Consider the following 24,090-nt stretch of genomic DNA (forward strand, 5'->3'; position numbering starts at 1 on the left):
CTGTGATTGAGTCGTTAAACGGCACCGAGATGATAGCGCTTTGCTGTGTCCTGGTAACGGGGCTTTGGCAGTTGTTTTTAACGGTGCTGATGTTTTCGTTTAGACGAGTGTTGCGCGAGCACGACGAGCTTAAAAAATCGCACTTTGAGCTGCAATTGGCGGTGGTGCGAGATTACGCCACAAAAATAGAATTAAGCGATTCAGTCACACGGATTGAAACGCTCTTAAATCAACTTTTTAACGATGTACATAGGAGCAACAACAATGGCTAAAGCAACAGGTGATAAAGCCCTTACCGTAACAGTAAGCGGTACCGATTTTAACTTTAACGTAAGCCGTAAAGCTTACAACGATTACCAAAACTCACTGTTTAACAATAAAAACAAAGTGGGCGGTGCCAATAACTTTTTAGTGGAGGTGGTAGACGAAGGCCAGCGTAAAGACCTGATCGAGTTTATCGCCAGTACGCCGGGTTGTGAGCTAGAGCTAGTGGGCGCGATTGTCGAGAACTACGCGCCCGATTTGGAGCTAACGGTAAAAAAGTCCGCGAGCTAGCCGACGCGATAGCGGCCAACGGATACAGCCAGTTGCTGGCGTTGGCCGATAAGCATTTGCCGGGGCAGGGCTACAGCGAGACCACCCTAGCAACGGCGCTGTACCTAGAGCGCGATTATTGGAAGGCCCACGAGACATCGACCGCTAACGCTATTTGTTTGGCGTTTAAAGACGGTTAAACCGTAACCCAAGGCACTGAGGCGTTAATGGCCACACGGCACGAAAAGCTAATGTACACCGTCAGCCTGCTAGACAGGGTAAGCGGGCCGTCGCAAAAAATCGGTAAAAACCTTGACCGAATGACACAGCGATTTCAGTCGGGCATGGCGGGTATTGCCTCGGGGTCGGCTGGGCTTTTTTCTACCGGTTATGCGCTTAAAGCGATTATGGCGCCAGCGGTAGAGATGGACCGTGCCATAGGCGAGCTGGCAAGCCTTGGCGTGGCCGATAGCGCGCTTAAAAAACTAGAGAAAACCGCGCTTAGGTTCACGATGAAATACGGCGGAAGCGCAACGGATATTGTACGCAGCTCTTACGATATTCAAAGCGCGATCAGTGGGTTAACCGATAACGAATTGGCGCGCTTTACCGACCGCAGCGCGCTCCTGGCTAAGGCGACCAAATCGAACGCGGGCACGATTACCGATTACATGGGCACCATGTACGGCGTGTTTAAAACCCAAGCTAACGCCATGGGTAAAAGCCAGTGGGTTGATCAGCTAACCAATATGACGGCGGCGGGCGTAGAGCGCTTTAAAACCACGGGCGACAAAATGTCGTCATCGTTTAGTCGGCTAGGTAGTGATGCCACTGCGCGTGGTGTGGGTATGGCCGAACAAATGGCCGTGCTGGGTACGTTGCAGGCCACCATGGGTGGCGAGCAAGCAGCCACTAAATACCAGGCGTTTTTGGCCAAGGTAGGTCAGGCGCAAGAAAAATTAGGAATGACATTTACCGACAACCAAGGCCGAATGCTGCCGGTGGTGGATATTTTAACCAAGCTAAAAGCTCGCTTTGGCGATATGACCAAAACCGAAGATTTAGACCTGTTAGCCAAAGCCTTTGGCGGTAAAAATGGCGCGTCGTTTATTGCGGCATTGGCGAAAGATATACCGGGGTTAGCCGACAGTATACAGGCGCTAGACGCGGCCTCTAATACGAACAAAGCCGCTCAAATGGCGCAGGCAATTGCTGACCCATGGGAAAAGTTAAGCGCTATAGTGACTGCCGCCCGGATTACGTTTGGCCGGCTATTGCAGCCGGTGCTAAATCCGCTGGTTAATAAGTTTAGCGAGCATTTAAAACAGCTGCGCGGTGCGATGGATCGGTATCCGAATATAACTAAACTGGTGGGTAAGTTAACGCTGGGGGTTTTGGCTATTGTAGCTGCGTTGTCTTTTTTCTCTATCTTAATAGGTTTTAGTAAGTTTTTAATGATCGGCTGGAGCGTAGTTGCCGCTGTTTGGGGGGGTGTTATTTTTACTATAACAGCGGCCTTGAAAGCGGCTCGGTTTGCCATGTTGCTGTTTAATCTGTCGCTGTATGCCAACCCTGTGTTTTGGGTGGTGATCGGTATTGTTGCGCTGATAGCGGCTATAGCGTTATTGGTTTATAAGTTTGACAGCGTTAAATCCGCGTGGAAAAAATACGTTACTGACCCCATAAGCGATAGTCGCGTTTTCGATCCAATGTTTAAAACGATATTTAACGGCATTGAAAAAATCAAATCCGGTTGGCGTGGCTTTTGGAACCTATTAAAAATGCTTAACCCCGCCAAACTTATTGGCAAGGCGTTTAATTGGATTGTCGAGAAGTGGAATGCACTGCCGTTTGTGGACAAAGTCGAAATTGGCGATATGACGGTAGGCGGCATTGGCAGCGGTGAATCATCGGGCGGGTTAGTCAGAAGCCGCGTACCCACCGGCGGCTTACTGCAAGACATTAACAACGCCGATAACCGGCGCAGTAATTACGTCGAAAAACTCGAAGTTAACACTACGCAAAAAGTAGATGCCTGGTGGCTGGATAATCAACTGGCAACGGTGGGTGGCTAACCATGGATTACGTCGATCTGTTAGTCACTGATGATGATTTAACGTTAGGGCCAACCACTGAGCCGGTGCTGGTAAGTGACCGCGCCAGCATTGCCCAGGATATTAAACATTTGGTGCGCGAGTCTGGTTTGCTGGTGGTTATGTTGGCCGAGCGCGATAGCGATAAAGTGGCGGTAAATATGCGCCGTATCGAAACGCTGGTAGAAAATGACTTGCGCATTAAGCCCGGCACTGCCCGTGTTCGCCGAGCCGATACGCAAACAATTTATATAACGGCTAACACCGTTAAATTTGGCCCCGTAGAGGTTTATTTGTGAGCGATTACAACCACAAGCGCGATTTTGAAACGATGCTAGCCGATAGCGGTATGCCGGTAACCGAGCAAGCCGCCACAGCACACTGGGAGCAGAAACTAACGGATGCAGGCAGTGTGGTTAGTAACACAAGTTCGGTATCGCCGTTTTGGCGCTTAATATCGGCCATTATTACCCAGCCGCTGTTGTGGTTGGTGCAAAGCATTGTCACTACCTGGCTGCCTAACTCGTTTGTAAAAACGGCTAAGGGGCCGGCGCTGGACATTTTAGCGTGGGCCATGAATATAGAGCGTCAAGCGGCACAGGCGGCGGTAGGGCAAGTTAAGTTTTCACGCAGTAATGCCAGCGCGGTGCAAATTATACCGGCGGGTACGGTGATTGAAACCTCGCCCATTGGCGGGGTTGTTTACCGTGTTGCCACCACCCAAGAGGCAACGTTAAACACTGGTCAAACGTCGATTTATGTAAACGTACAAGCCGAGGGCGTAGGCGCGGCGCACAATTTGCCGGGCGGATACTACGCGATATTGCCAAGCCCGTTGGGCGGTGGTGTTACGGCGATTAACACCGGCGCGTGGTTAACGTCACCAGGCACTGATAAAGAAACTGACGATGATTTGCGCGAGCGGGTACGCAACCGTTTTGCGGCGGTTAATCAATGGCATGTTGATGCTACCTATATTGCGATGGTGACTGATTTTTCCGGGGTACAAATTCGTAATGTGTTTATCGAGAAAGACGCGCCGCGCGGCCCCGGCACGGCCAATATTTATATTTTGTTTGATACCGGTGAGCCTAGCCCGAGTTTTTTAAACAGCATTCAAAATTACATTATGGATGGCGAAAACCACGGCCACGGGGATGATATACGCCTGCTGGCTATGCCTAAGCAGTATTTGTCTTTAACTGTGGATGTGTGGCCACAGCCGACATTAAGCGACGCGGAAAAGGTGCAGTTAAAAAACGATATCGAGCAGATGATTCGCGCGGCATTTAGAGAGAATACCAATTACGAGGTAACCACCACGCAGCCTAATAGCCGGTTCTCGATGTCGCGTTTAGGGCAAGAGCTGCACGACAAATTCCCCGGTATTTTGGATATGGACTTTGCCACAGATCGGTTGGTAAATGGTTGGTTTGTGTATCGTTTATCTTACTTGCAGGTGCGTTTTAATGCTTAACATAGCGCTGCCGGTATGGCTGCAAAAGGGCGGTGTGGTACGCCTTAAAAACGCCGCACAGCAGTGGTGGGCCGACTTACTAACTTTTACAGCGTGGCCGCAAAAGCAAAAAGATGTGGAGCAATGCCACGATTTAGCATTGTCGCCTTTGGGGTGGGAGCGCAACCTAGACCGATACAGCGAGGAGACGATAGCGCAGTACCGCGAGCGTGTACGGCACGCGTTTGTTAACGCGGTAGATGCCGGTAGTACCGCCGGCTTTAAGCGCATTATTGCGCGCTTGGGTGTTGGCGTTGTGGATATTAAAGAGCGCATACCAGGCGAAGACTGGGACGTGGTGGCGCTGGTGGTAACAAACGAGCAAGAACAGGCGTTTGGTCTGCTAATGCGGGTAATTATTCGCGACTACGGCCGCACTTGCCGGCGCTATCGCTTGCATACCGATCATGTTGCGCCTGTGTCAGTTCAGACGGCGGATATTAGCCACAACGTTATGGTGTTAGAAGCCAGTATTTAAGAGGGTAAATAATGCAAGCAATTACGCTAAATGGGGAGTCGTTAATAGCGCAGGCCAAAGCCAATAACACCGCTTTGAGCCTTGACCGGTTTGTGCTGGCGTATATACCAGGGCTAGATCACACGCAAGCGGTTAACCGCTCACAGGGTTTGCCCGCGGCGCAATACATTGTGCACGAGGCGCCCATTCACGCTGCCGGTTATATCGTGCATAACAAGGTGGTGTACAGCTTGGTGCTGGACACTACCATTGGAGATTTTGAATTTAACTGGCTGGGGCTGGTTTATTCAGACGATAGCGTGTTTTTTGTATCGGAGCTTTTCCCGGTATCAAAAACAAAAACAGTGGGGAACATTCAGGGTGATAGCTTAACTCGAAACGTTATCCTTCAGTTTAACGACGCGCAAAACACAATGGGTATTACCGTACCGGCCGAGGCTTGGCAAACGGATTTTAGCCAAACGTTTCAGCGCGTGTGGAAGTGGGCACCTGATGGTTATACGGCGGTTAATTGTGATCACCTGATACCCGATAATTTGGCGGGGCCTATGGAGCTAAAGTTGCCCCCTAACCCCGATGGCAAAACGGTGGTAACGCTGGGTGTGAGTGAGGCCGATTATTCGGTGGCGCCGGTGTATGTACGCCGCAACGGTAAAACGATTATGGGACAAGATCAAGATGTGGTGGACAACGGCGGACAGTACCAACACCAGTATCGTTACTCGACGCATTTAAATACTTGGATAATTTCACGCACTGGCGTTAAGGGGCAGTTACCACTATGAATCCTGTAGATATTTTTTTTGGCGGAAAAAGTACTAGCGGCGATGGTGGGTTGCCGTCCATGCCGCGTAACGCGGGTCATTGCGCGCGCCTGGCTGGCAACCATATGCCGGCCCCCAGCTTGATTAATGTTTTATCCGCCAACGCCGCAGGCGGCACAATTACTTTTAGCGCTACCGCACACGGGTTGCCTTTGGGGTCGACCGGTACCCTTTGGGTTTCGGGGGCGAATGAAGATGTTTTTAATGGAACGCATACCTACCAGGTGATTGACGCTAACACTTTTACCAGCGGTGAGCCCAACGGCGATATTTCAAACATGACGGGTACGGTGTCGGCTGCGATTGATACGTTTGACGGCGATTATTACGAAGTCCCTGTAAATTCATCTGATAATAAAGATATTAAGGTTGCGTTTGCTCGATATAACTCTACTGGGGCGCAGGTATGGAGTGTTGATTTCGCTGTTAGAAATATATTCCTCGGGTTTTCAATGAGCCGTAACGGAAATTTGCTCTACGCTATGACGTCATCATCGGCAGCCAGCATGGGAACTATTTATGTTGTTGAGTTAGATAAGGCGACGGGCGCGAGCGTGACGGTATCAGAGACCACGGGCTATGAATTTGGCTCTGGTGATTATTGGCCCGGCGGAAGCTTTAACAAGAGTATTAGATTGAGGAACGACCATTCTTTGCCTTATGCGGAAGATGGTACGGTAGATCTATCTAGAGCTTTTTTTGATGTGATGGATGACGGAAATTTTCTATTTTTAGGTACCAGCAAACAAAATGGAGGGGAAACAGTATCGCAGCCTAATAATGTTTCTGCTTCTTTTAGTGGCTCCGAGGTTTTATCTTCTGATTTTGTTTGCTTTTCTGACGGTGTTACGCCGCTAGGGTTTCCCACGCAGTATATTACTGAGGACGGCAAGGTAAAGCTTGGGCAAATTATGAGCGTTTATCACCCGTGGCGATTTTCATTTGAAGGAAGGTTGTCAACTATAAGCCGGGGTAACACAGCCTCACAGTTTGAAATTCCAAATGATGGGAATAAGTTTTTTAAACTTGATAGACGCCGAGAATCGTCAGAATCTGAAGAGTTATGGATGATTGATTCTGGCGCAAAGCCATCAACAGGTGGGGCATTAGCTGATGCTAGTGAAGATGTTTTTAAAATATATGGAAATCCTTTTTCAGGTTCTGATCAGGCTAACCCCTATTACCCTAATCAATCTGAATTGACGTTAGAAAGCGTATCTTCATCTGGTTATCGAGCTTTTCCAGAACCCATTAAAATACATTCAGTGGGTGATTTTGTATTTATTTCTGCATCGCAAATATCTCAGCAGGAGTCAAGTATAAAAAATACACTGTTGGTTGGTAGTTTTTTTGTTAGACGAAAAGATTTTGACGAATGGCTTAACAGCGTATGCGATCACCTTGGATTGCCGGAGTAAATTAAATGAAAACCGTTATTTTTGATGTGGTGCGCGATGGCGCGATGTTGGTTTACCCAGATGATCCGACGTTATTTTCGGATACGTCATTGACTACGGTGGCCGGTCGAGTTGTGGCGGTTTATGTGGGGGATATGGACATTGAGACCTATATTCCTGAACCAGAGTTTGTGTTTGACCCGCGTCCCGAACTAACTATATCTAGCATTTCCGGCCCTGATTATGTTTCAGAGGAGTTGACTTATTTTGAGGCGTCCGAAGGTCAAGAGGTAGTTTTTACCGGTGCCATCGATGTGCCTGATTCCGACCGTCCCTTTACTATGCCGATAGTTCGAAAAGACACTGGCCGCGTTATTTTTGCGCGCGCTCAAGTGTTTGAGGGGGTGTTTACGGCTACGGTTAAGTTTCCGGTCTCTGGCTTATGGGAAACAAACGCAGAGTTAGTTAACCAGTACCGGCAGCCCGATGAGCATTTAAAATTCAACGGAATTCAAGGCGTGGTGGTGGTGTGATGGGGTTTCAGCCGGTGTCGATTAGTTTAGGTGGGCTGAGTGGCAAGGATGATTTCCCGTCTTATGTAACTCGTCTTGATCTGATGCAAACGATTGAGTTTGCCGAGTCGCGTTTCTCTAATATGGAAATTAATTGGCCGTTTAATGGCACATTGATCCGGGGTTGGCGACCTATTGAACCAGTTCGTCATGCCCTTGGGTTTTCTGATTGGATAGAATTTTATAATGCGTGGTTACAGTATTTTAAGGGCGATGCTAGGGTCGCGTTTATTCACCCTTGGCAAGAGGGTGTAGGTTACGGTAATGGGATTCACAAAACTTTGTCGGCAAAAAATGTTATCGATGCTATGGCAAATAAACTGCGTGACGATAAAGACCGGCTTTGCCCAAGCGGTGATACGGAGGTCATTTCGGTTGTTTTTAGCAGTGCAACGTTGATCGATTTGGCAAGCTTGGTTGATAGTTTTAGCGCAGTATTCCCATTTCCCGAGCTGGCTATGATTAAGCGTTTGTCACTGCGCATGGCGAGCTATGATTTGGATAGCGTTAAGTTATCAGAGCCGGTTACTAACCCACAGTGGGTTAACGTAAGCTCTGAAAAAATGCAAGCGTTAAGAAACACTCGGGCAATTTCGGGAGCCCAAATGGCTATGCTTGATGGGTCGATGGTCGAGAACGAAGAAAGGGTGGAGCTTCAAGGTTTAATCGCAAGAAAGCGAGCTTATTTAGAGTCGATAGAGCAAGCCCAGGATGAGCTAATAAATGCAGCGCCTGGGGGCGGCGGTCAGTACTTTTATTCAAAGGCTCAGTCGCCCAAGTTATGCGCCGATGCGCTGATAAATGCTAATGACTTTGATCACTCTGATGTGTATAGCGCGGGTTTGTTGCTGGCCGGCGCTCCTGGTGAATTGGACGCGCTTAAAGAGGCATTCGGGCTGTGAATTTAAACGAGTATAAGGTTCCCGAGTACAGCTTAAAAGTTCGCGGGCAAATGCCTTATGATTCTGATCCTCTTGGAGGACAAACCAGTGGTTCGAGCCGGGCGCACAAAGGCATTAAGCCTAAGATGCTGTTTGTATCGCTGCAAATACCGATGAATGAGCCTGTGGTTCTTGAGAGGTTGCTGGCAGTGGCAGAGGCAACCGACGCCGCCGGCGCATTAGTCGTCTACGATTTGCAAGATAACACAGGCAATGCAATGAAGATTCGACAAGTGCAGTTTGGCGAGGTGTTCACCGTTAGTGAGAAAGAGAGTGTGCGCGCATGGGATATTAGCTTTGTTTTACATGAATACTATAGCGTTCCTGAGAAAAAAGAACAGAGGATGACGACCGGCGATGCGCCCCCGCAGGTTGCAGCAGGTGCAACGGTAAGCGGTGGTGAAATCGAAAGCCAAAGCCAAGAGGTGAAGTTATCACCGTCTTATTGGAAGGCGGCGCTCGATAAATTGGAGAGTTACTTAGACGAAAGTAACGCAGAGGGCGCACAGTGAAGTTAACCAAACGTTTAAAGGTTAATGGTGTTGAGTGTCAGATAGTCGATGATATGGTGACGCTTAATTTGTCGCGACCCGGACGATCGGTGTTTTCTGTTGTTTCACCAGTGACTTTGTCTGGCGTTGTTGAGCTTTCAATGGGTTACGACCCACAGCGGTTGCACCGGTATTTTATCGGTTATGTCGAAAACAGCATGACAACAAACGTTAATGTCCAGCGATTGATGTGCCGCGAGTTAACGGGTGTTCTTGATCGCATTACACCGTTTAATTTACGACATGTTTCTTTGCTTAAAGTATTAAAAATACTGTCAGAGTTAACGGCGCTGAAGTTCGTTATTCCAGAAAAAGCAAACGTTTATTTAGCGCCTTACTTTTATTCTTGGGGTGGCGGTTACCATGTTATGGACTCTATCGGCCGGATTTTTGGCTTTGAAAAGTTTATGTGGCAAGCCCAAGGCGACGGGCGTGTTTTTGTCGGGCCGTGGTCGGATAGTTACTGGAGCAATAAGCCGGTAGAGTTGGGGGCGCAAGCTCTGACTGACCACGGGTATGTTAACCAGGCTAAAGTCCCGGCGATTCCGTTACTCAGGCCGGGGGCACACTTAGTGCAAGACGGTAAACGCTTGATTGTGTCCCAAGTGCAACTGGCGGGTAGCTATATGAATATTACTTGGTCGGATAACCCTTGGAGAGCACAGCGTGATTGAGCAAATAAAACGAATTATTGGTAACTTATATCCAGAAATTAGAGGCGGGTATCACTTGCCGCGTTTTGCCCGTGTGTTGTCTATTAGCGACGCGCCAAACGATGGTGGGGTAACGGATAACTACCGCCCCCGCTATGCGGTAAACATTCAGGTGTTAAAAGAGAATGGTAAACCTGATAGCGCTTTGCCGGTCTTTAATGACTTGGCTTTACCGGTATTGTCAGTGGGTATGGAGCGAGGGGGCTTTGGTTTCCCCCAACCCGGTTGCTTGGTAGAGGTTGCCTTTGCTTACGGCTCACCCCAGCGACCCTTTATCCGCACTGTTTTAAGTACCGATGCCTCGATGCCAGAAGTCGCTGTGGGTGACGATCGTCAACAAACCGCCCCCGGAATTTTTGAGCATACCCGCGCCAATGGCGATAAATCACGCACGACGTTTGGTGACGTAACCGATACCTGTCACGACTATACGCTTGACGCAGCCGATATTATTCAGCGTGCGCAATCATTAACGTCAGAGCTTTCAGGGCACAGTAAAGAGAATGTCGGTGGTCTTAAACTTATCGAAGCGATGGCGGCGGTTAAACTGCTAAGCGGTGGTTTTTTTAGAATCGTATCAGTCGGTCACATAAGTTTAGTTTCTGGGGGAAACTTACACGAATACCTTGCCGGCGGGAAACAAACCTACGCTGAGGAAGATATCAAGGCTGTTACAAAAAAAGCAATGATAACTGAGTGCGAAAAAGTAGAAACACTGGCAGCGTCGGCAATTCGTTTAAACGTCAAAACGGATGGAAAAGTTTACATAGGTGATGACAACGTAAACGTGGTTAAGGCACTGGCCGATCTCACAGGTATTGTTAAAGACTTGGCAACCAAGGTCGCAAACCACGTCCACCCAAGCGTAGGCGCGCCCACTTCCACTGCCTCGCAGTTTACGGCTAAAGCAACAGAAGCCGACGCACTGAAAAGTAAAGTTGATCTGGTGGCAGAGTAATTAAAACGAGATGCGAACCGGCTGCGAGGTATAAACGTCTAACACTTGCCCGGACTTGGCGAGCAATCGGGCTTGAAGGGTGATTGTTGAGCCTGTGCGTATATCCCCACGAAAATAGCTTCCCCCGGTCGCGGCTAGATCAAAGGCAACACCGTCTCGTACGCACCTAAAGCCCTGGTCACGGCTTAACCCGTTGATGTTCTCGATGCGCCCGCCCTGGGCGCTTTTGTCGTTCAGCAGCAAGTAGCAGGTTTCACCCTCACGCCCGGTGCCCAAAGTGACGCGCTGGCCGGCCTGACCGTTCACTGTAGCCGGCGCAACCCCAATCAGCCGGTAAGGCACCGCCACCAAGCTATCAGCCCCCCACGCCGCAGCACAGGCGCTAACCAGCGCTAACAATCCAACCTGTTTAATATTCATACAGCTAGCCTATAACAGAAAAAAATTTCCAACAACCAAAGCGAGAAGAAAAATCACTCCTCCCCACCTGCCGAGTTTGGACGTTTTTTTGCGTCAATGAATGCGCTATTTGGCTCGGGCGCCCTGTGTAGCGGGGCGCAGGGCATGTGGCAGTTTCAGCAATTGAATACATTTGTGCATGTGTGAAGACTAGGCACATACGTTTTATTGGCTTCAAACCCGCGCCCCGCTTAGCTTTCCGAAAGATTCCCGAAAACGCACGGCGAAACGAAAAAAGTGTATACAAACTGTATACGGCAACGCTCACTTACTCAGATCAACGGGCCGTAACTTACTGATATATAGCGCTAATTCTACACTACGGGGCGCAACTTGCGCCCATTGATAAGACTTAAAATCTGCCGATCTTAAATGATCGTGCCGGTTCAATTCCGGCTCCGGGCACCATTTTCTTTTATCATTTGTTGTTTTCTCTGCTGCGCCAGCACTTCGCAAGATCGGCCAAGATTGAGCCGGTTTCCGTGTTGTTACTCGCCTTTAATTCTGCGTACTTATCCGTTAAATCGGTCTGCCTCCGGCTGTCTGCCGGTATGGCTTTGATTGTCAGGTTATCTGTTTAGTTCTCTAGGGTATCTCCAGGGCTGGTTTGTTGTGCCTGTGATTTGGCTAGCCAGTGGCGCACTTGGTTCGGCTGAGCAATCTGTGCACCCCCAATGTTAAGGGTAGTGAAAAAATGTGTGACGCAATACCATCTCGAGCTGTTTGTGCCAGGTTGGTAGTGGTTGGCGACAAATTACGCAATTTTTATAAGCTGTTCTAATCAAGAGTATTTTTGGGGAAAAGTATGATTAAAGGTTCACCCTTGGCTGTGGTAGTAGCTTCTGTTTTGATGTACGGCTGTGCAAGTCAGCCAAAATTGGCGGCGCCTTTGACGATGCCTAGCGTGCCGTTGGCAGAGGATAGCTTTGTCGAGGCGGAGCTTAAAGTGTTTGACGATAGTCAGTTGGCCGATAATGTTGTGCAGCTAAGCTCTCATGCGGTTAGCGCTAACAGTTCGGTTGTGATTAACGTGCCGGCAAGTTTGTTTGAAGATCAGTCTGATTCGCAAACTAACAACCAAGATTTTAAAACTAAAGACTTTTTTAATGAAGCGGAACAGCAGATCGAAAAAGAGTTAATGCGCAATGGCTTTCGGATGTTGAGTCGTTCAAAGTTTGAGGCAAAGTTGCGTGAGCTGCGCGATGAGTCTCGTTGCGATTTAAGTAATTATGACTGCTTGCGCTCCTCAGTTTCGCCCGATGTAAAACCTGTACTAGAAGAGCTGAAAGCTAAATTTGATCGCGGTGATTTGTCGGCAACACGATACGCTGAGCAAGTGCGGGACATTCGTTCGCAAATGCAGATGTCGTCAGCAGGGCGTAGCCGCAATGGTGATGAAAAAGAGCTAACAGATATTTCCGAAGTTATCCGTGCGGCGCAAGATGGAGAAATTCGCTCGGATTACATCTTACAGATCAATATTTTTGATACGGAAAAACAAAAGAAGTTAATGCTGGACTTGCGCCATGACGATCAAATACGAGCATTTGTGCGCAATAATCCAGGTATAGCGGATGAGTTTACAGGCTCGCCCAGTAAGCATCAGATCAGCTGTGCGGTAATTGAGGCAAGTTTGAATGCCAAACTTGTGCATGTGAAAACTGGTGAGATTGCCTGGATCGGTGAGCATAGTCTCAATGAATTTAGCTCTGGGGTGCAGTCTGTATCGGTAGAGTTGGGGCAGCGTCACTATGTGTCAAACGCCGCTGAAGTCGAAAACTTTGTGCGGTCCCAAAATCGCTATAGCGCTCGCGAGGCTCGCTACGGCCGGAGTGTGGAGGTGCCGGAATTTACCTACGCCGATAAGCTATTAGGCCCCGATGTGAGTGGCGGTAGTTGTAATCAGAGTTGGAGCACCTCGAACGAGGTTAAGTTGGAGTTGGCTCGTAAGGTGGCAAGAGAGTTAATTAGCACGATTGCCATTGGCGAATAGTCTTACCCTCTTGGCCCCAGTGGTGTTGTTACCCTGGGGCCTTTTTTATATCCCAGTTTGCTTAGAACGCTTTGCTCATGGCCAAATGTAAAATCCCCAAAATCCACACAAAGGCCAGTGCACCAGCCGCCCGTCGTTTAGCTTTGCTAACGGATTTCATGGCAATAACCCCGGTGACAATATAGGCGATAACCAGCAGTAATTTAACGCTGAGCCAGTTGATGGGCCAGAGTGAGTAGCCGACGGTAAACATTAAGGCAAAGCCGCTGAGGAGTAGGCAAGTGTCGATAACGTGAGGCGCGATTTTAAAAAACTTAGCGTGAATAAAGCGAGCGCCGGCTTCGCGGGCGAAAAAACGCAAGGCAAATAATCCGATGGAGAGTACAACGAACATCAGGTGGGAGTGTTTGAGGGCCATGTAGCTCATAAATTTAGCAACCTAAGTAGTTGGATGTGGTGTTTTTTATTGGGTGTTAAGTCGGCCAGGGTGTAGTTGTCTAGTACCGCTATAAAGGCCGCCAATGCCTCGGCAAAAATGCCTTTTAAGCGGCACACAGGGGTTAGAGTACAGGTATCGGTAGCGCTGTTAAAGCACTCTACTATGGCAAAATCTTGTTCGGTGTCGCGCACCAGCGCGCCCAGGTTTATTTCGCCGGCTGGGCGGCTTAACTGCAAGCCGCCGTTTTTGCCTCGGGTGGCGTCAAGGTAGCCTAGCTGGTTGAGCTGTTGCACTACCTTCATAAGGTGGTTTTTGGATATATCGTAGCGCGCCGCGATATCGGCGATGGTGGCTCGTTGATCGCACACTGCTAAGTACATTAAAACCCGCAGGGCGTAGTCGGTATAGCGGGTGATTCTCATGCGTTACCTTTTTGTTGGGTGGTAGGGGGCGCCGGTTACCCGGGCCGTCCGTCGAGCCTAGGGGCTGTTAATATGGGTGTGTAGAGCAGTACAAATAGCCCAAAGGCGATAACCCATAAACTGGCGGTTGCGGTTAAGCCCAGACTAAAGGGCAATATTCCGGCCGCGACCAGCAGGCGCAGAAAGGTGGCGCCACTGATGCTCACATAGATCCAGACACCGCCGCGGGGCAGGGTCATCGGCCGACCGGTATGGCCCAGGCTGACACGGGTCATCACCGCAAGAATCAAGGTGCCCATGCCGCCGACCGTGAGGGTGTGTTGCCATAGGCTGGCGGGAAGCTCCAGCCAGGGTGTCGCCGCCCGCAGCCAAAGGCTGAGCACTAGCCATAAGTAGCCCACGTGTAGCACCCACAGCAGAGGCTCGCGGGTACAGCGCCAGCCCCGCCACAGATAAAGCCGAGCCGTATGCAGCACCGCAGCGGTGAAGGCGACCGCGCTAATAATCGCGTTGTTGAGCCCCGCGGTGCTGGTGATGATTAAGAGCAAAATGACCAAGAGCCCAGCCTGATCTAGCCGAGGATGCTGTTGTATCGTTTGACCGCCAGTGCCGTGCTTAACCAACCAGTTGCGGCTAAACGCCGGGATAATGCGCCCACCAATAATTGCCATTAACAGCATGACCAAATCCAGCCCCCAACTTTGCCCCAGTCTTAGCAAGCCGGTATTGCCGGTAATAAAGCCCCAGTGCATTAAACCGTTGCCGGCGCTTAGCAGCAGTAAAACGCCGGCGATAGGTACATTGCGCAGGTTGCGGCTGACAATCAGCACGCGCATTACGTACGCCAGCATTAAGGCCCAGAAGGCAAGGTCGAGCAGTGCCACCAACGTTGGCGGCAGCAGATGTAAGTTCCAGAACGCGACGCGGCCAACCAGCCAAACCGCTGCCAGCAGGGCGAGTCCCTTGCCGCGCAGCGGCGGGCACCCGGTCCAGTTGGTGATGGCGGTCAGTAAAAAACCTGCGATAGCCGCGCCGACAAATCCGTACAGCATTTCGTGACTGTGCCACTTAAACGGACTAAACCCGATCGGTAGCGGCCATCCGCCAAGTAAAAAGCCTAGCCAGCCAATGAGTATTGCCACCGCGTACAGTGCCGCCAGTAAAAAGAACAGCCGGAATGGATAGGCCAATAGCGTTTTCAGGCGAGTAGTTAATGTCATGGGGCGCCTTTTGGAGTTTGTTTAAAAAACACACTTTAAGGTGTTCTATTAATGTACTATAAAATAGATGTATATTAAATGCATCTTTATTTTGTCCTGTTACATTAACGTGAGGAGGTTAGTATGGCACCGGATCTTCTGTTGCGCGCAGCTCATGGCAGTATGGCGGTTTGTGGCGCGGTTTCATTGGTGATTGTGTATTTACTGTATGGTGCGCCCGAGGCATTAGTGTTGCCTTTGTCGGTCACGGTGGCGGGACACATCGCGCTAATTTTGTTTCCGGCGGTGTTTAAGTTGGGTTATGTGTTGCGTTTGGCGGCACTTAAGCAAATGGGGCGTCCGGTGGACTAACTCGCGACAGGCTATGTTGCCCGTTACGTGCGTTGATCGTTTATGATTGCCACTAGTGAGGTTAAACAAGTGACCTGAGTGGGGTCGCGTTATTCGATAGGAGTGCATTATGAGCAAGTGGGTGATAGCTGGTTTGGTGCTGGGTTTGAGCGCTTGCGGGCAAAGTGACAATGGTACCGCAGCGGAAAAGAAAGGTGCATTTGAAGCTTATACCGATAGTCAGGCCAAAGCACTCGAGCAGGCTAAAGACGTCGAGAACACGTTAAAAGAGGCCGAACAGGCGCGTCGCAAACAGCTTGAGCAAGCTCAGTAGTGGTTTAGGCGGATTATGAGCGAGTTTGTCGAGTTTTTGCACGAGGTGTTTGCGCCCTTTGGCGTGATTACCACGCGCAGGATGTTTGGTGGTTTTGGTGTGTATCACGACGGGCTTATGTTTGCGCTGGTGGCGGACGACACCCTTTATCTGAAGGCGGATGAGCAAACCGCGCGCTGGTTTGATGAGCTGGACTGTGAAGCATTTAGTTACCAAAAGGGTACCAGAGCGGTGCGGCTATCTTATCGTCAAGCGCCGGAGGCCATCTTCGATGACCCGGATGAGGCATTGCAGTGGGCTCGCTGGGCTTACTCGGCGGCGTTGCGAGCAAAATTTTAAATCTTTTTGAGCGCGCCAGTAGCGCTTGCTAAATAAAATAATAATTATTATCATTAGCGCCTTTGCGGATATCATTAGGGCGGTAAGAGTGAGTGTGGCATCGGTGCCCGAACATAAACGGGCACATAATCCAAAGCGCAGCGCAAGCAAGAAAGCCGCTGAGAAAAAATCCAACAAAAAAAGCCAGTGGGCACGCTGGAGTCGGACCCTTCACTGGACGAGTTCGGCCATTGGTTTAGTTGCACTGCTGTTTTTTTCGATTACCGGCGTCACCCTTAACCACCCGGACTGGTTTAAAGCAGACCGAAAGACTGTTAGCCGCGTTGTGACCTTGCCGGAGAGTTCTCACGCAGATTGGTTAAGCACCACAGAGACCGAACAACTGCAATTGCTGTTGGGCGTGATTGACAAAGAGTTTGGCCTAGGTGTGCCGCGTCAGATTGATCGCGATGAGGTGGAGTGGTTTTTTGATTATCCCCGCCCGGGTGGGGTGGCCTCTGTGGTGTATGACGTCGAGCTGGGCGAGCTGATGTTTGAATCTACCTCTGACGGCTCTGTCTCGTTAATTAATGATTTGCACAAGGGGCGGCACAGTGGCGCAGCGTGGTCACTGTTTATCGATGTCTCGGCAATTCTAGGCGTGTTTATGTCCATTACTGGGCTGTTGCTGCTGGTGCTCTATGCACCTAAGCGCAACAGCACCTGGCCACTGGTGGGGCTGGGGTTGTTGGTACCTATGGTTATTTATGTTGTGTTTGTCCCTTAGTGGTTGGCTGCTTCGGGCGTAACTTTTTAAGGAGCGTATATGCGCAAGTTGGTAGGGGTCGCGGCGTTAATGGCGACAGCAAGTTTTGCCCAGGCCGAGACGTTAACGGTAGAGCTGGCCATTCCCGAGATGGACACCGCTGAGTACCACCGACCTTATGTAGCGGTATGGATCAGCGATGACAGCCGCCAAATCGTTGAGCATGTGGCGGTTTGGGTCGAGAAGGAAAAGTGGTGGCGGGATATGCGCAGCTGGTGGCGCCGTGGTGGCGCGCACACTGAGCTGCCTATTGATGGTGTCTCGGGGGCGACCAAAAAGCCCGGTACCTATACCGTTAGCTGGGAGGGTGACTTACCCGAGGGCGAGTTAACCCTAAATGTTGAGGCGGTGCGCGAAGTGGGCGGCCGCGAGCATTTACGCTTGCCATTACCGGCAAATCGCAGCGGTAAAGTTGAAAAACAAGGCTCAAAAGAGCTTGGCCTTATTGTCGCAAACATTGCCAAATAATGAATGTAGCGCCGAACAACCTAAATATTAGATTAAGGGAGTACGTATGAAAAAGCAGATGATGGTTGCGTTAGCCGTATCAGTAATGGGGTGGCCGCTGGTGGCCGATGCCCACAAACGTTGGTTGTTGCCGACCGATTTTAGCTTGAGTGATGCCGAACAGGTGAGCGTTGATTTTACCGCCTCTAACAACTTGTTTTATGTCGACAAAGGCATGCCGGCGGACGGTGTTGAGATTATCGACCCGACCGGTAACGTGCACGCACCCATTAACCCGGTGTTGCGCAAGCGCCGCTCAGTGTTTGATGTCGATATCGACAAAGAGGGCACCTACCGTGTCGTGTCAGGCGGTAAGCCGATGTACTTTTCATCGTACCAAGTACCGGGCGAAGAAAAGCCAAGCCGTGGGCGCGGTGCTTTGGATGAGCTGAAGGCGAAGATTCCGGCGAATGCTACCGACGTAAAGTTTTCTGAGTCTGTCAGCTTGCTGGAGACTTACATTACCTTGGGGGCGCCGAGCAAAAACTTTGGCACCAGCGACCAGGGCATTGAGTTGGTGGGCGGCGCTCACCCCAATACACTGTATGCGGATGAGCCATCGCGCTTTGTGTTTAACTTAAACGGTAAGCCGGCTAAAGGCTTAACGGTAGAGGTGACCCCGGACGGTACTCGCTACCGCGATGAAGAAGGCACAGTTGCCTACACCTTGGATGGCAAAGGCGCCGCCGAAGTTAACTGGAGTGTGCCCGGCCGTTATTTGTTGGAGGTTGGCACTCAGGTTGAAATGCCCGAGGGCAGCGAAATCGCCAAGCGCTACTACAGCTATTCTTTGACAGTCGAAGTGCTTAAGCCGTAACGCTTTCGCTGGGTGTAGCTAAGGCGACCTCGCGGTCGCCTTTTTTGTGTCTGGGATAAACTTTGCCCGTTAAGCATAGCCGGGTGGCTTTTGTAAAGGTCGACGAACGGGCCGCTTTCGCGTATCTTAGGCACACCTAGTAGGCTCTAGAGAGACGAGTCGCGAGGCCAAAGCGGTGTTTATATTCAGCTAAAAATGCACATTTGTAGGGGGTAAAAGCCCTGTTTTCGTGGATTTTGCGTTGCATCGCGGGCCCTGTCGGCATTTTTCAAGAGTCTGTTAAACCCTAATTAATTTTGCGGGTGCCTGGGTTCAACCGGGTTCCCCTATACGTTTACTGTGACTATGAACCTGAATTATCTGGATTTTGAGCAGCCTATCGCCGTCCTCGAAGGTAAGATCGAGGAGCTACAATTGGTCGGCAATGACAACGACCTCAACATCAACGAAGAGATCAGTAAGCTCAAAGAAAAGAGCACCAAACTGACCGAGAGCATATACTCCAATCTTTCCTCATGGCAGGTGGTACAGGTGGCACGCCACCCACAGCGCCCCTATACCTCGGATTACATTAAGCGTATTTTTACCGATTGGGACGAGTTGCATGGCGACCGCCACTTTGGTGACGACGACGCAATTATCGGTGGCGTAGCCCGGTTAAATGGTCAGCCGGTGATGGTAATCGGTGAAGAAAAAGGCCGTAGCGTTAGCGAGAAAGTACAGCGTAATTTCGGCATGCCCAAGCCCGAGGGCTACCGCAAAGCGCTGCGTTTAATGGAAATGGCTGAGCGCTTTAAATTGCCCATTTTAACCTTGATCGATACTCCTGGGGCCTACCCAGGTATTGACTCAGAAGAGCGGGGCATCAGTGAGGCTATTGCGCAAAACTTAGCGGTGATGTCACGTTTAAAAACCCCGATTATTTGTACGGTTATTGGTGAAGGGTCATCCGGTGGCGCCTTAGCCATTGGCGTGGGCGATCACTTAAACATGCTGCAATACTCAACTTACTTTGTAATCTCACCCGAAGGTTGCGCCAACATCATTTGGAAAACAGTCGACAAAGCGCCTTTGGCTGCGGAAGCAATGGGGGTGACTTCAACCGTGCTCGAAGAATTAGGCATTGTCGACGAGACAATCCCTGAGCCGCTCGGTGGTGCACATCGCAATATCGACGCTATGGCTGATACGCTGCGCCAGCGTTTAAGCGAGCAGCTAGAGCAGCTGAATGAAATACCCACTGAAGAGTTACTGGAAAAGCGCTATGAGCGTTTAATGAGCTACGGCAATTAAGCGCTATTACTTAGCCATAAAAAAACCGCCGTATCGGGCGGTTTTTTTATGGCTGGTGCTTAAGCTACATGCTTGGAGGTTAGGCGCCTGCCAGCGTTTGGTCGTACTTGCGGCTTAGCATGTCGTAAAAGCTTTCACGTGCTTGCAGTACCCCTTGCTTTAGCGCGTTAATCTGATCGGTGGTGATGTCTTTACGGCCGTTGTATACCTGACGGCGAAACGCGACGATTTGCCCCGCGTATATTTTTAGGCTGCGCTCTAAATTCTTCTCGCCCAAAATTAGCAGTTTTGCCTCGGCGGCTGACATCTTGCCAAACGATTCCACCAACTCTTCGGTGATGCGGGTTAACTCCTGTTTGCGCTCGGCGGGCCAGCGTTCGCCAAACTCAACGGATTCGGCCGCGAGTGAGGCGTATTTGCTGAACATATGGGTTACCTCACCGACGAATGCCGAGATGTCTTCAAAGACGTCCAGCCGTTTTTGTTCGCGCAAGCTGCGCGGGCCGATGACCATTTGCCGGCGACTCCACCACCAGGCGCTGGCAAGCGCCACAATGCCGCCAATCGCGACTTTTAATGCGGTGTCAATAATTTGGTATGTGATCGTGCTGTCCACGGGTTTGCCTCACCGTCAGGAAATTGTCAGTTTGAGAACTCCGGTAGGCTTAAAGCAATAACTACGCCAGCTAATGTGGTTCGGCGACTCAGCCGCCGGCCAGCTTCACCGTGTAGTCGAGTTTTTCTAGCGTCGCCTTAAGGGTGTCGCGATGGTCGCCCTGGATCTCGATGTTACCTTCTTTGACGGCGCCGCCCGTGCCGCACACTTGCTTTAGCTTTTTGGTTAGGCTTTTTAGTTCATCGCCCACCAATGGCACCCCGGTAATAACGCTGACGGTTTTGCCGCCGCGGCCTTTGCTCGAGCGCTGGATGCGCACGATGCCGTCGCCGGTGGGGGCTTCGGTGTTTTGGGGCTTCTCGCTTACACGGCCGCCGTCGGTAGAGTACACAAGTCGACTGTTTTTGCTCACACGCTTTTCCTCCTGCTCGGGTTCACGGAACTGGCAGTATAACCGACGTGCGCTCGGCCGGCACAGACGCTAGAATGCGCCTCAAGATTTTATTGGATAAGTGCTCGCCTATGACAACTGCTTTTACTCGTGTGCTGCTCGCACTGATATTGATGACCTCGTTAACCGCATGCGATAAGCCGCAAGGAGCCAATAATAAGCCTGAGGTTGTTGATCCGGTGGCGCTGGGTGAGCGCAAGGCGCGGGTGTGCATGAGTTGCCACGGACCGGGCGGTGTCTCTCGGGTGGCGAGTTACCCCACTCTGGCCGGCCAAGATCGCGCGTATTTATTGACGCAATTACGCGATTTTAAAGCGGGTCGTCGTGAGAACCCGATGATGAATGCCATGGTGGCGAGTTTATCGGATACCGACATGCAGCATCTGGCGGCTTATTTTGCCGCCCAGGGGGAGTAGACGTGTTAACCAGCAAAGGGTTGAGCTTATGATTGAAGTGCAAGGGCAGTGGGGCCCCGAGGCCGAGCCGTTAATTGCCGCCTTTGCTGATAACTTCTCGCGCTTTGCCGAGGAGGGCGCGGCAGTGGCAGTGGTGCGCGATAATCAGGTGCTGGTAAGTGCCTGGGCGGGCACTCGCGATAAAGCCCGCAAGCATCCGTGGCGGGAGGATACCTGCGTCAATATTTTTTCGGCGGGCAAACCCCTGGCAGCGGCGCTTGTGATGACGCTGGTGGCCCGTGGTGAGATTGCTTTGGATAAGCCGGTTAGTTGCTACTGGCCCGAGTTTACCGGTAAGGGGAAAGAGGCTATCACCGTGCGGCATGTACTGGCGCATCGCAGTGGTATGAGTGCGTTTCACCCCAAGCTAAAAGATCCGGTGATTTTTGACGCCGCCTCGGTCAAATCCCTTTTAGAATACGATGAGCCTTGGTGGACACCCGGCTCAGCACAAGGTTATTCGCCCTTTTTGTACGGCTGGATTTTAGCCGAGCTGGTGCAGCAAGTTACCGGGAGCTCGTTTAGTGAGCTGTTTCAACGCTATTGGGCTGAGCCGTTAGCGCTTGACGCCTACTTTGGCGTGCCAGAGCCGCGGCAGGAGACGCTGGCTGATGTCGGCCCGTTAAAAAAGCCCTTGGGCGATGCGGGCAGTGCCAGCCCTGGCGCTAATAGTGCGGCGTTAGGGCAGTTAATGAAGGCCGATCCACGCGGGGTGGTCAATCGCGCCTTTACCAATCCTATGACGCTGATGAATTCGACTAACACACCCGCTTGGCGTAGCGCTTGTATACCAGCGGCTAATTGCCATGCCAGTGCCGTCGCCCTGGCGCGCTTTTACGGTGTGTTGGCGGCCGGTGGTGAGCGCTCGGGCATAGAGGCCACAACGTTGGCAGAGTTTACTCAGGCGCGGCACGCCGAGCCCGATAAAGTCTTGGGGGTGCCTTTGCGTTTTGCTTTGGGTTTTATGGGCTCTCAGTCAGCGGGTGACTGTTTGTTTGGTAGTGCGCAGGGGTTTGGTCATCCGGGGGCCGGTGGCAGCGTTGGCTTTGCCGACCCAAAATCGGGCTTAGGGTTTGCGTATATCACGGCGCGTTTGGGGCAGAGTTTGTTGATAGATGCTCGTGCCCAGCGTTTAATTGCCGAGCTGGCGCCACTTTAAGGGCGTTCACTTATAGTTTTATTGAGGTTGTCAGAATGTCGCAGGACGATGTATTGCAAGAAGCGTTGATTGAGCTGCAAAGCCGTTTGAGCTTTCAAGAGGACACGATCAATGAGTTGAACCTCATTGTCGCTCGACAAGACCGTCAACTGCAGGCGCTGGCCAAGCAGTTGGGCGGACTGGCAAGTAAGTTTGACGACGCTATGTTTGATCGCGAGCAGGGCGGATCGGCGGCGGACGAGCGGCCGCCACACTATTAGTGGGCCGCTGCTCTTAAAAATCCAGCTCCGAGAGTAGGCGTTCGACGTAGCGCAACCGCTCTTGCAAAATGGCGGTGCGGTGCGAGTCGTTTTTGGCAAGCTTTAGCGCATTGCGCAGCTGTACGATCGCCCGGTCGTACACACCAACCTGGATAAAGTATTCGGCCCGCGCCTCGTGTACCCCAAGTACGTCGCCCGCCAATCCGTTCACCTCGGCCAGCAAATACCACATGTAAGGGTCTTCGGTTTCTTTACGCACGTATTGCGATAAAAACTCCGCGCCGCTTTGATAGTGGCCCGAGTCCATCAGTGCCTCGGCGTAGCGCACGTTAAACGGGTAGTAGTTGGGCAGGCGCCGCAGGCCGGTGCGCAGTTTTTCCAGCGCGGTGTCGTAGTCTTTAGCAGCCAAGTCAATATCGATATCCATGACTTGATACACCAGCCGGTTTGGCTCTTTTTGCAGCAGTGGTGCAAGGGCTTTGGCGGCTTCTTGGGCGTTGCCGATTTTGCTGTAGGCCAGTGCTAGACCGTAGCGGCTGGCCTCTGGGGTAGCGTTATCGCCGTCCATTTCGGACTGGAAAATACCAATCGCCTGTTGCGCGCTTTCGGCTTGCAGTACTTTAATCCGGGCTTTCATCAGCTGAAAGTCCAGCGAGTCTTTTTGGGTTTTGCCATCGCGCGGATAACGCATGGCGCGGGAGCGGGCGTCGGCTACCCGGCTCTCGGTTACCGGGTGAGTGAGCAAAAAGTCCGGTGGTCGGCGCGAATAACGCGAGGCGCGTAGCATCTGTTCGAACATGTCCGGCGCGGCGTAGGGATCGTAACCGGCATCAATAAGCGTATCGATTCCCAGGCGGTCAGCCTCTTGCTCGTTTTGCCGGCTAAAACGTAACTGAGCGTCGGCGGCCGCAGCCTGAGTTGCGGCCATAGCAGCCATGCCTCCGTCACTGCCGCTCGCGGCTAACACTAAGCTTGCGAGCAAAGCGGTGTAAAATGGGATGGTCATGTTGCGTTGCTGCTCTAACCGGCGCGCGTAGTGGCGCTGGCTTAAGTGAGCCAGTTCGTGGGTCAGTACCGAGGCCAGTTGTGCCTCGTTTTGCGAATAGATAAATAGGCCGGTATGTACGCCAATCACGTTGCCGGGGGCGGCAAAGGCGTTCATGGCGGGGTTTTCGACGACGATCAGCTCAAAATTGCGATTATTTAGCTGGCTAAACTGCGTGAGCCGGCCAATTAAATCGCGTAAGTAGCTAATCAATAGCGGATCGTCAGAGGTCGGTATTTGCGCACGATAGCTGCGCATAAATAATTTGCCGAGGCGTTTCTCCTCCTGGAATGAGACGATCCCCGATGACGTGTCGCCAAAATCCGGCAGGTTTAAGTCATCGGCGCGGCCTACGGCGGGAATGCTTAACAGCAGCGATAACACAAGGGATAAAGCTTTATTCACAATAACTCGGTCTCTTCGGGCACACGGAGCCGCATTTAGATACGACGGTCAGTCCTGCTACGGGGCATAGTATCATTAATGCATAGGGGCGCTGGCAAGTGCAATCGTGCGGCCTGCTACTTGTGCACACGCGCAATGTTAACTAGCATGTCGGGTCACCTCCG

32 protein-coding genes are annotated in these 24,090 nt (G+C 51.2%); 25 read left to right on the forward strand and 7 right to left on the reverse strand.

The window, feature by feature from the left end; all coding sequences use genetic code 11:
* Positions 1–2 precede the first annotated feature (2 nt).
* The 14 genes from ACGHAD_RS07870 to ACGHAD_RS07935 are packed head-to-tail and all read left to right on the forward strand — an operon-like array spanning position 3 to position 10,577.
* On the forward strand, positions 3–272 hold the full coding sequence (locus tag ACGHAD_RS07870; RefSeq protein WP_382415866.1) for a hypothetical protein: 270 nt from the start codon (positions 3–5) through the stop codon (positions 270–272).
* Positions 265–555, forward strand: a complete 291-nt coding sequence (locus ACGHAD_RS07875) for a putative phage tail assembly chaperone (protein ID WP_382415864.1) — start codon at positions 265–267, stop codon at positions 553–555. The genes ACGHAD_RS07870 and ACGHAD_RS07875 overlap by 8 nt, the downstream gene beginning before the upstream one ends.
* Positions 556–587: 32 nt before the next feature.
* A complete protein-coding gene (locus ACGHAD_RS07880; protein ID WP_382415862.1) occupies positions 588–734 on the forward strand; it encodes a DUF6890 family protein in 147 nt (48 codons plus the stop codon).
* Positions 735–761: 27 nt separating this feature from the next.
* Complete coding sequence (locus tag ACGHAD_RS07885; RefSeq protein ID WP_382415860.1) at positions 762–2,609, forward strand: phage tail tape measure protein; 1,848 nt, start codon at positions 762–764, stop codon at positions 2,607–2,609.
* Between the two features lie 2 nt (positions 2,610–2,611).
* Complete coding sequence (locus ACGHAD_RS07890) at positions 2,612–2,926, forward strand: DUF2590 family protein (protein ID WP_382415858.1); 315 nt, start codon at positions 2,612–2,614, stop codon at positions 2,924–2,926.
* Positions 2,923–4,104, forward strand: coding sequence for a baseplate J/gp47 family protein (locus ACGHAD_RS07895; RefSeq protein ID WP_382415856.1), 1,182 nt, complete (start codon positions 2,923–2,925; stop codon positions 4,102–4,104). Before ACGHAD_RS07890 ends, ACGHAD_RS07895 begins: the two co-directional genes overlap by 4 nt.
* On the forward strand, positions 4,097–4,621 hold the full coding sequence (locus tag ACGHAD_RS07900; protein WP_382415854.1) for a phage tail protein: 525 nt from the start codon (positions 4,097–4,099) through the stop codon (positions 4,619–4,621). The genes ACGHAD_RS07895 and ACGHAD_RS07900 overlap by 8 nt, the downstream gene beginning before the upstream one ends.
* 11 nt (positions 4,622–4,632) lie before the next feature.
* Complete coding sequence (locus ACGHAD_RS07905) at positions 4,633–5,406, forward strand: phage tail protein (protein WP_382415852.1); 774 nt, start codon at positions 4,633–4,635, stop codon at positions 5,404–5,406.
* On the forward strand, positions 5,403–6,863 hold the full coding sequence (locus tag ACGHAD_RS07910) for a hypothetical protein (protein ID WP_382415850.1): 1,461 nt from the start codon (positions 5,403–5,405) through the stop codon (positions 6,861–6,863). Before ACGHAD_RS07905 ends, ACGHAD_RS07910 begins: the two co-directional genes overlap by 4 nt.
* Positions 6,864–6,868: 5 nt before the next feature.
* Positions 6,869–7,375, forward strand: a complete 507-nt coding sequence (locus tag ACGHAD_RS07915) for a hypothetical protein (RefSeq protein WP_382415848.1) — start codon at positions 6,869–6,871, stop codon at positions 7,373–7,375.
* The gene (locus ACGHAD_RS07920) at positions 7,372–8,316 is read left to right on the forward strand and encodes a hypothetical protein (protein WP_382415846.1); all 945 of its coding nucleotides are present in this window, start codon (positions 7,372–7,374) and stop codon (positions 8,314–8,316) included. The genes ACGHAD_RS07915 and ACGHAD_RS07920 overlap by 4 nt, the downstream gene beginning before the upstream one ends.
* Positions 8,313–8,867 carry a hypothetical protein gene (locus tag ACGHAD_RS07925; RefSeq protein WP_382415844.1) on the forward strand — a complete coding sequence of 185 codons (555 nt, stop codon included), beginning with the start codon at positions 8,313–8,315 and terminating at the stop codon, positions 8,865–8,867. The genes ACGHAD_RS07920 and ACGHAD_RS07925 overlap by 4 nt, the downstream gene beginning before the upstream one ends.
* Complete coding sequence (locus tag ACGHAD_RS07930) at positions 8,864–9,580, forward strand: hypothetical protein (RefSeq protein ID WP_382415842.1); 717 nt, start codon at positions 8,864–8,866, stop codon at positions 9,578–9,580. Before ACGHAD_RS07925 ends, ACGHAD_RS07930 begins: the two co-directional genes overlap by 4 nt.
* On the forward strand, positions 9,573–10,577 hold the full coding sequence (locus ACGHAD_RS07935) for a hypothetical protein (RefSeq protein WP_382415840.1): 1,005 nt from the start codon (positions 9,573–9,575) through the stop codon (positions 10,575–10,577). The genes ACGHAD_RS07930 and ACGHAD_RS07935 overlap by 8 nt, the downstream gene beginning before the upstream one ends.
* On the opposite strand, the gene ACGHAD_RS07940 is transcribed toward ACGHAD_RS07935, so the two are convergent.
* Positions 10,578–10,997 (reverse strand): hypothetical protein, encoded by a 420-nt coding sequence (locus ACGHAD_RS07940; RefSeq protein WP_382415838.1) that lies wholly within the window; start codon positions 10,995–10,997, stop codon positions 10,578–10,580. It abuts the gene before it with no gap.
* A gap of 844 nt (positions 10,998–11,841) precedes the next feature.
* Here ACGHAD_RS07940 and ACGHAD_RS07945 point away from each other — a divergent pair.
* Positions 11,842–13,029: a hypothetical protein gene (locus ACGHAD_RS07945; RefSeq protein WP_382415836.1), complete on the forward strand. Its 1,188-nt coding sequence runs from the start codon at positions 11,842–11,844 to the stop codon at positions 13,027–13,029.
* 61 nt (positions 13,030–13,090) lie between these two features.
* Here the strand turns inward: ACGHAD_RS07945 and ACGHAD_RS07950 are convergent, their stop codons facing one another.
* Genes ACGHAD_RS07950 through ACGHAD_RS07960 form a run of 3 tightly spaced genes read right to left on the reverse strand, consistent with a single transcriptional unit; the run spans position 13,091 to position 15,110 of the window.
* Positions 13,091–13,456 (reverse strand): SirB2 family protein, encoded by a 366-nt coding sequence (locus ACGHAD_RS07950; RefSeq protein ID WP_339615451.1) that lies wholly within the window; start codon positions 13,454–13,456, stop codon positions 13,091–13,093.
* Positions 13,453–13,890, reverse strand: a complete 438-nt coding sequence (locus ACGHAD_RS07955; RefSeq protein ID WP_339615450.1) for an Rrf2 family transcriptional regulator — start codon at positions 13,888–13,890, stop codon at positions 13,453–13,455. The genes ACGHAD_RS07950 and ACGHAD_RS07955 overlap by 4 nt, the downstream gene beginning before the upstream one ends.
* A gap of 35 nt (positions 13,891–13,925) precedes the next feature.
* A complete protein-coding gene (locus tag ACGHAD_RS07960) occupies positions 13,926–15,110 on the reverse strand; it encodes an NnrS family protein (protein ID WP_382415834.1) in 1,185 nt (394 codons plus the stop codon).
* Positions 15,111–15,233: 123 nt separating this feature from the next.
* On the opposite strand from ACGHAD_RS07960, the gene ACGHAD_RS07965 reads away from it, so the two are divergent.
* The 7 genes from ACGHAD_RS07965 to ACGHAD_RS07995 all read left to right on the forward strand — a co-directional run bounded on the left by ACGHAD_RS07965 (position 15,234) and on the right by ACGHAD_RS07995 (position 19,535).
* Positions 15,234–15,461 carry a hypothetical protein gene (locus tag ACGHAD_RS07965; protein ID WP_382415832.1) on the forward strand — a complete coding sequence of 76 codons (228 nt, stop codon included), beginning with the start codon at positions 15,234–15,236 and terminating at the stop codon, positions 15,459–15,461.
* A gap of 109 nt (positions 15,462–15,570) precedes the next feature.
* Positions 15,571–15,774, forward strand: coding sequence for a hypothetical protein (locus ACGHAD_RS07970; protein WP_339615447.1), 204 nt, complete (start codon positions 15,571–15,573; stop codon positions 15,772–15,774).
* Positions 15,775–15,789: 15 nt separating this feature from the next.
* On the forward strand, positions 15,790–16,113 hold the full coding sequence (locus ACGHAD_RS07975; protein WP_339615446.1) for a TfoX/Sxy family protein: 324 nt from the start codon (positions 15,790–15,792) through the stop codon (positions 16,111–16,113).
* 88 nt (positions 16,114–16,201) lie between these two features.
* Positions 16,202–16,879 (forward strand): PepSY-associated TM helix domain-containing protein, encoded by a 678-nt coding sequence (locus tag ACGHAD_RS07980; protein ID WP_382415829.1) that lies wholly within the window; start codon positions 16,202–16,204, stop codon positions 16,877–16,879.
* A 39-nt stretch (positions 16,880–16,918) separates the two neighbouring features.
* Complete coding sequence (locus tag ACGHAD_RS07985; RefSeq protein WP_339615444.1) at positions 16,919–17,386, forward strand: DUF2271 domain-containing protein; 468 nt, start codon at positions 16,919–16,921, stop codon at positions 17,384–17,386.
* Between the two features lie 46 nt (positions 17,387–17,432).
* Entirely contained in the window at positions 17,433–18,242 is an 810-nt protein-coding gene (locus ACGHAD_RS07990) for a DUF4198 domain-containing protein (protein ID WP_382415827.1), read from the forward strand.
* Positions 18,243–18,587: 345 nt separating this feature from the next.
* Positions 18,588–19,535, forward strand: coding sequence for an acetyl-CoA carboxylase carboxyltransferase subunit alpha (locus ACGHAD_RS07995; RefSeq protein WP_382415825.1), 948 nt, complete (start codon positions 18,588–18,590; stop codon positions 19,533–19,535).
* 79 nt (positions 19,536–19,614) lie between these two features.
* On the opposite strand, the gene ACGHAD_RS08000 is transcribed toward ACGHAD_RS07995, so the two are convergent.
* Both ACGHAD_RS08000 and yciH read right to left on the reverse strand, forming a co-directional pair.
* On the reverse strand, positions 19,615–20,151 hold the full coding sequence (locus ACGHAD_RS08000) for an energy transducer TonB (RefSeq protein ID WP_339615441.1): 537 nt from the start codon (positions 20,149–20,151) through the stop codon (positions 19,615–19,617).
* Positions 20,152–20,239: 88 nt separating this feature from the next.
* A complete protein-coding gene (gene yciH, locus ACGHAD_RS08005; RefSeq protein WP_382415823.1) occupies positions 20,240–20,563 on the reverse strand; it encodes a stress response translation initiation inhibitor YciH in 324 nt (107 codons plus the stop codon).
* A 110-nt stretch (positions 20,564–20,673) separates the two neighbouring features.
* Here yciH and ACGHAD_RS08010 point away from each other — a divergent pair, with 110 nt between their 5' ends.
* Genes ACGHAD_RS08010 through ACGHAD_RS08020 form a run of 3 tightly spaced genes read left to right on the forward strand, consistent with a single transcriptional unit; the run spans position 20,674 to position 22,476 of the window.
* Positions 20,674–21,018 carry a c-type cytochrome gene (locus ACGHAD_RS08010; RefSeq protein ID WP_382415821.1) on the forward strand — a complete coding sequence of 115 codons (345 nt, stop codon included), beginning with the start codon at positions 20,674–20,676 and terminating at the stop codon, positions 21,016–21,018.
* Positions 21,019–21,046: 28 nt separating this feature from the next.
* The gene (locus tag ACGHAD_RS08015; protein WP_382415819.1) at positions 21,047–22,216 is read left to right on the forward strand and encodes a serine hydrolase domain-containing protein; all 1,170 of its coding nucleotides are present in this window, start codon (positions 21,047–21,049) and stop codon (positions 22,214–22,216) included.
* Between the two features lie 35 nt (positions 22,217–22,251).
* Positions 22,252–22,476: a SlyX family protein gene (locus tag ACGHAD_RS08020; RefSeq protein ID WP_339615437.1), complete on the forward strand. Its 225-nt coding sequence runs from the start codon at positions 22,252–22,254 to the stop codon at positions 22,474–22,476.
* A 13-nt stretch (positions 22,477–22,489) separates the two neighbouring features.
* Here ACGHAD_RS08020 and ACGHAD_RS08025 read toward each other — a convergent pair whose 3' ends face one another.
* Positions 22,490–23,926, reverse strand: a complete 1,437-nt coding sequence (locus tag ACGHAD_RS08025) for a M48 family metalloprotease (protein ID WP_382415817.1) — start codon at positions 23,924–23,926, stop codon at positions 22,490–22,492.
* Between the last annotated feature and the right edge of the window lie 164 nt (positions 23,927–24,090).

Source organism: Gilvimarinus japonicus (assembly GCF_042847215.1).
GTDB lineage: Bacteria > Pseudomonadota > Gammaproteobacteria > Pseudomonadales > Cellvibrionaceae > Gilvimarinus > Gilvimarinus japonicus.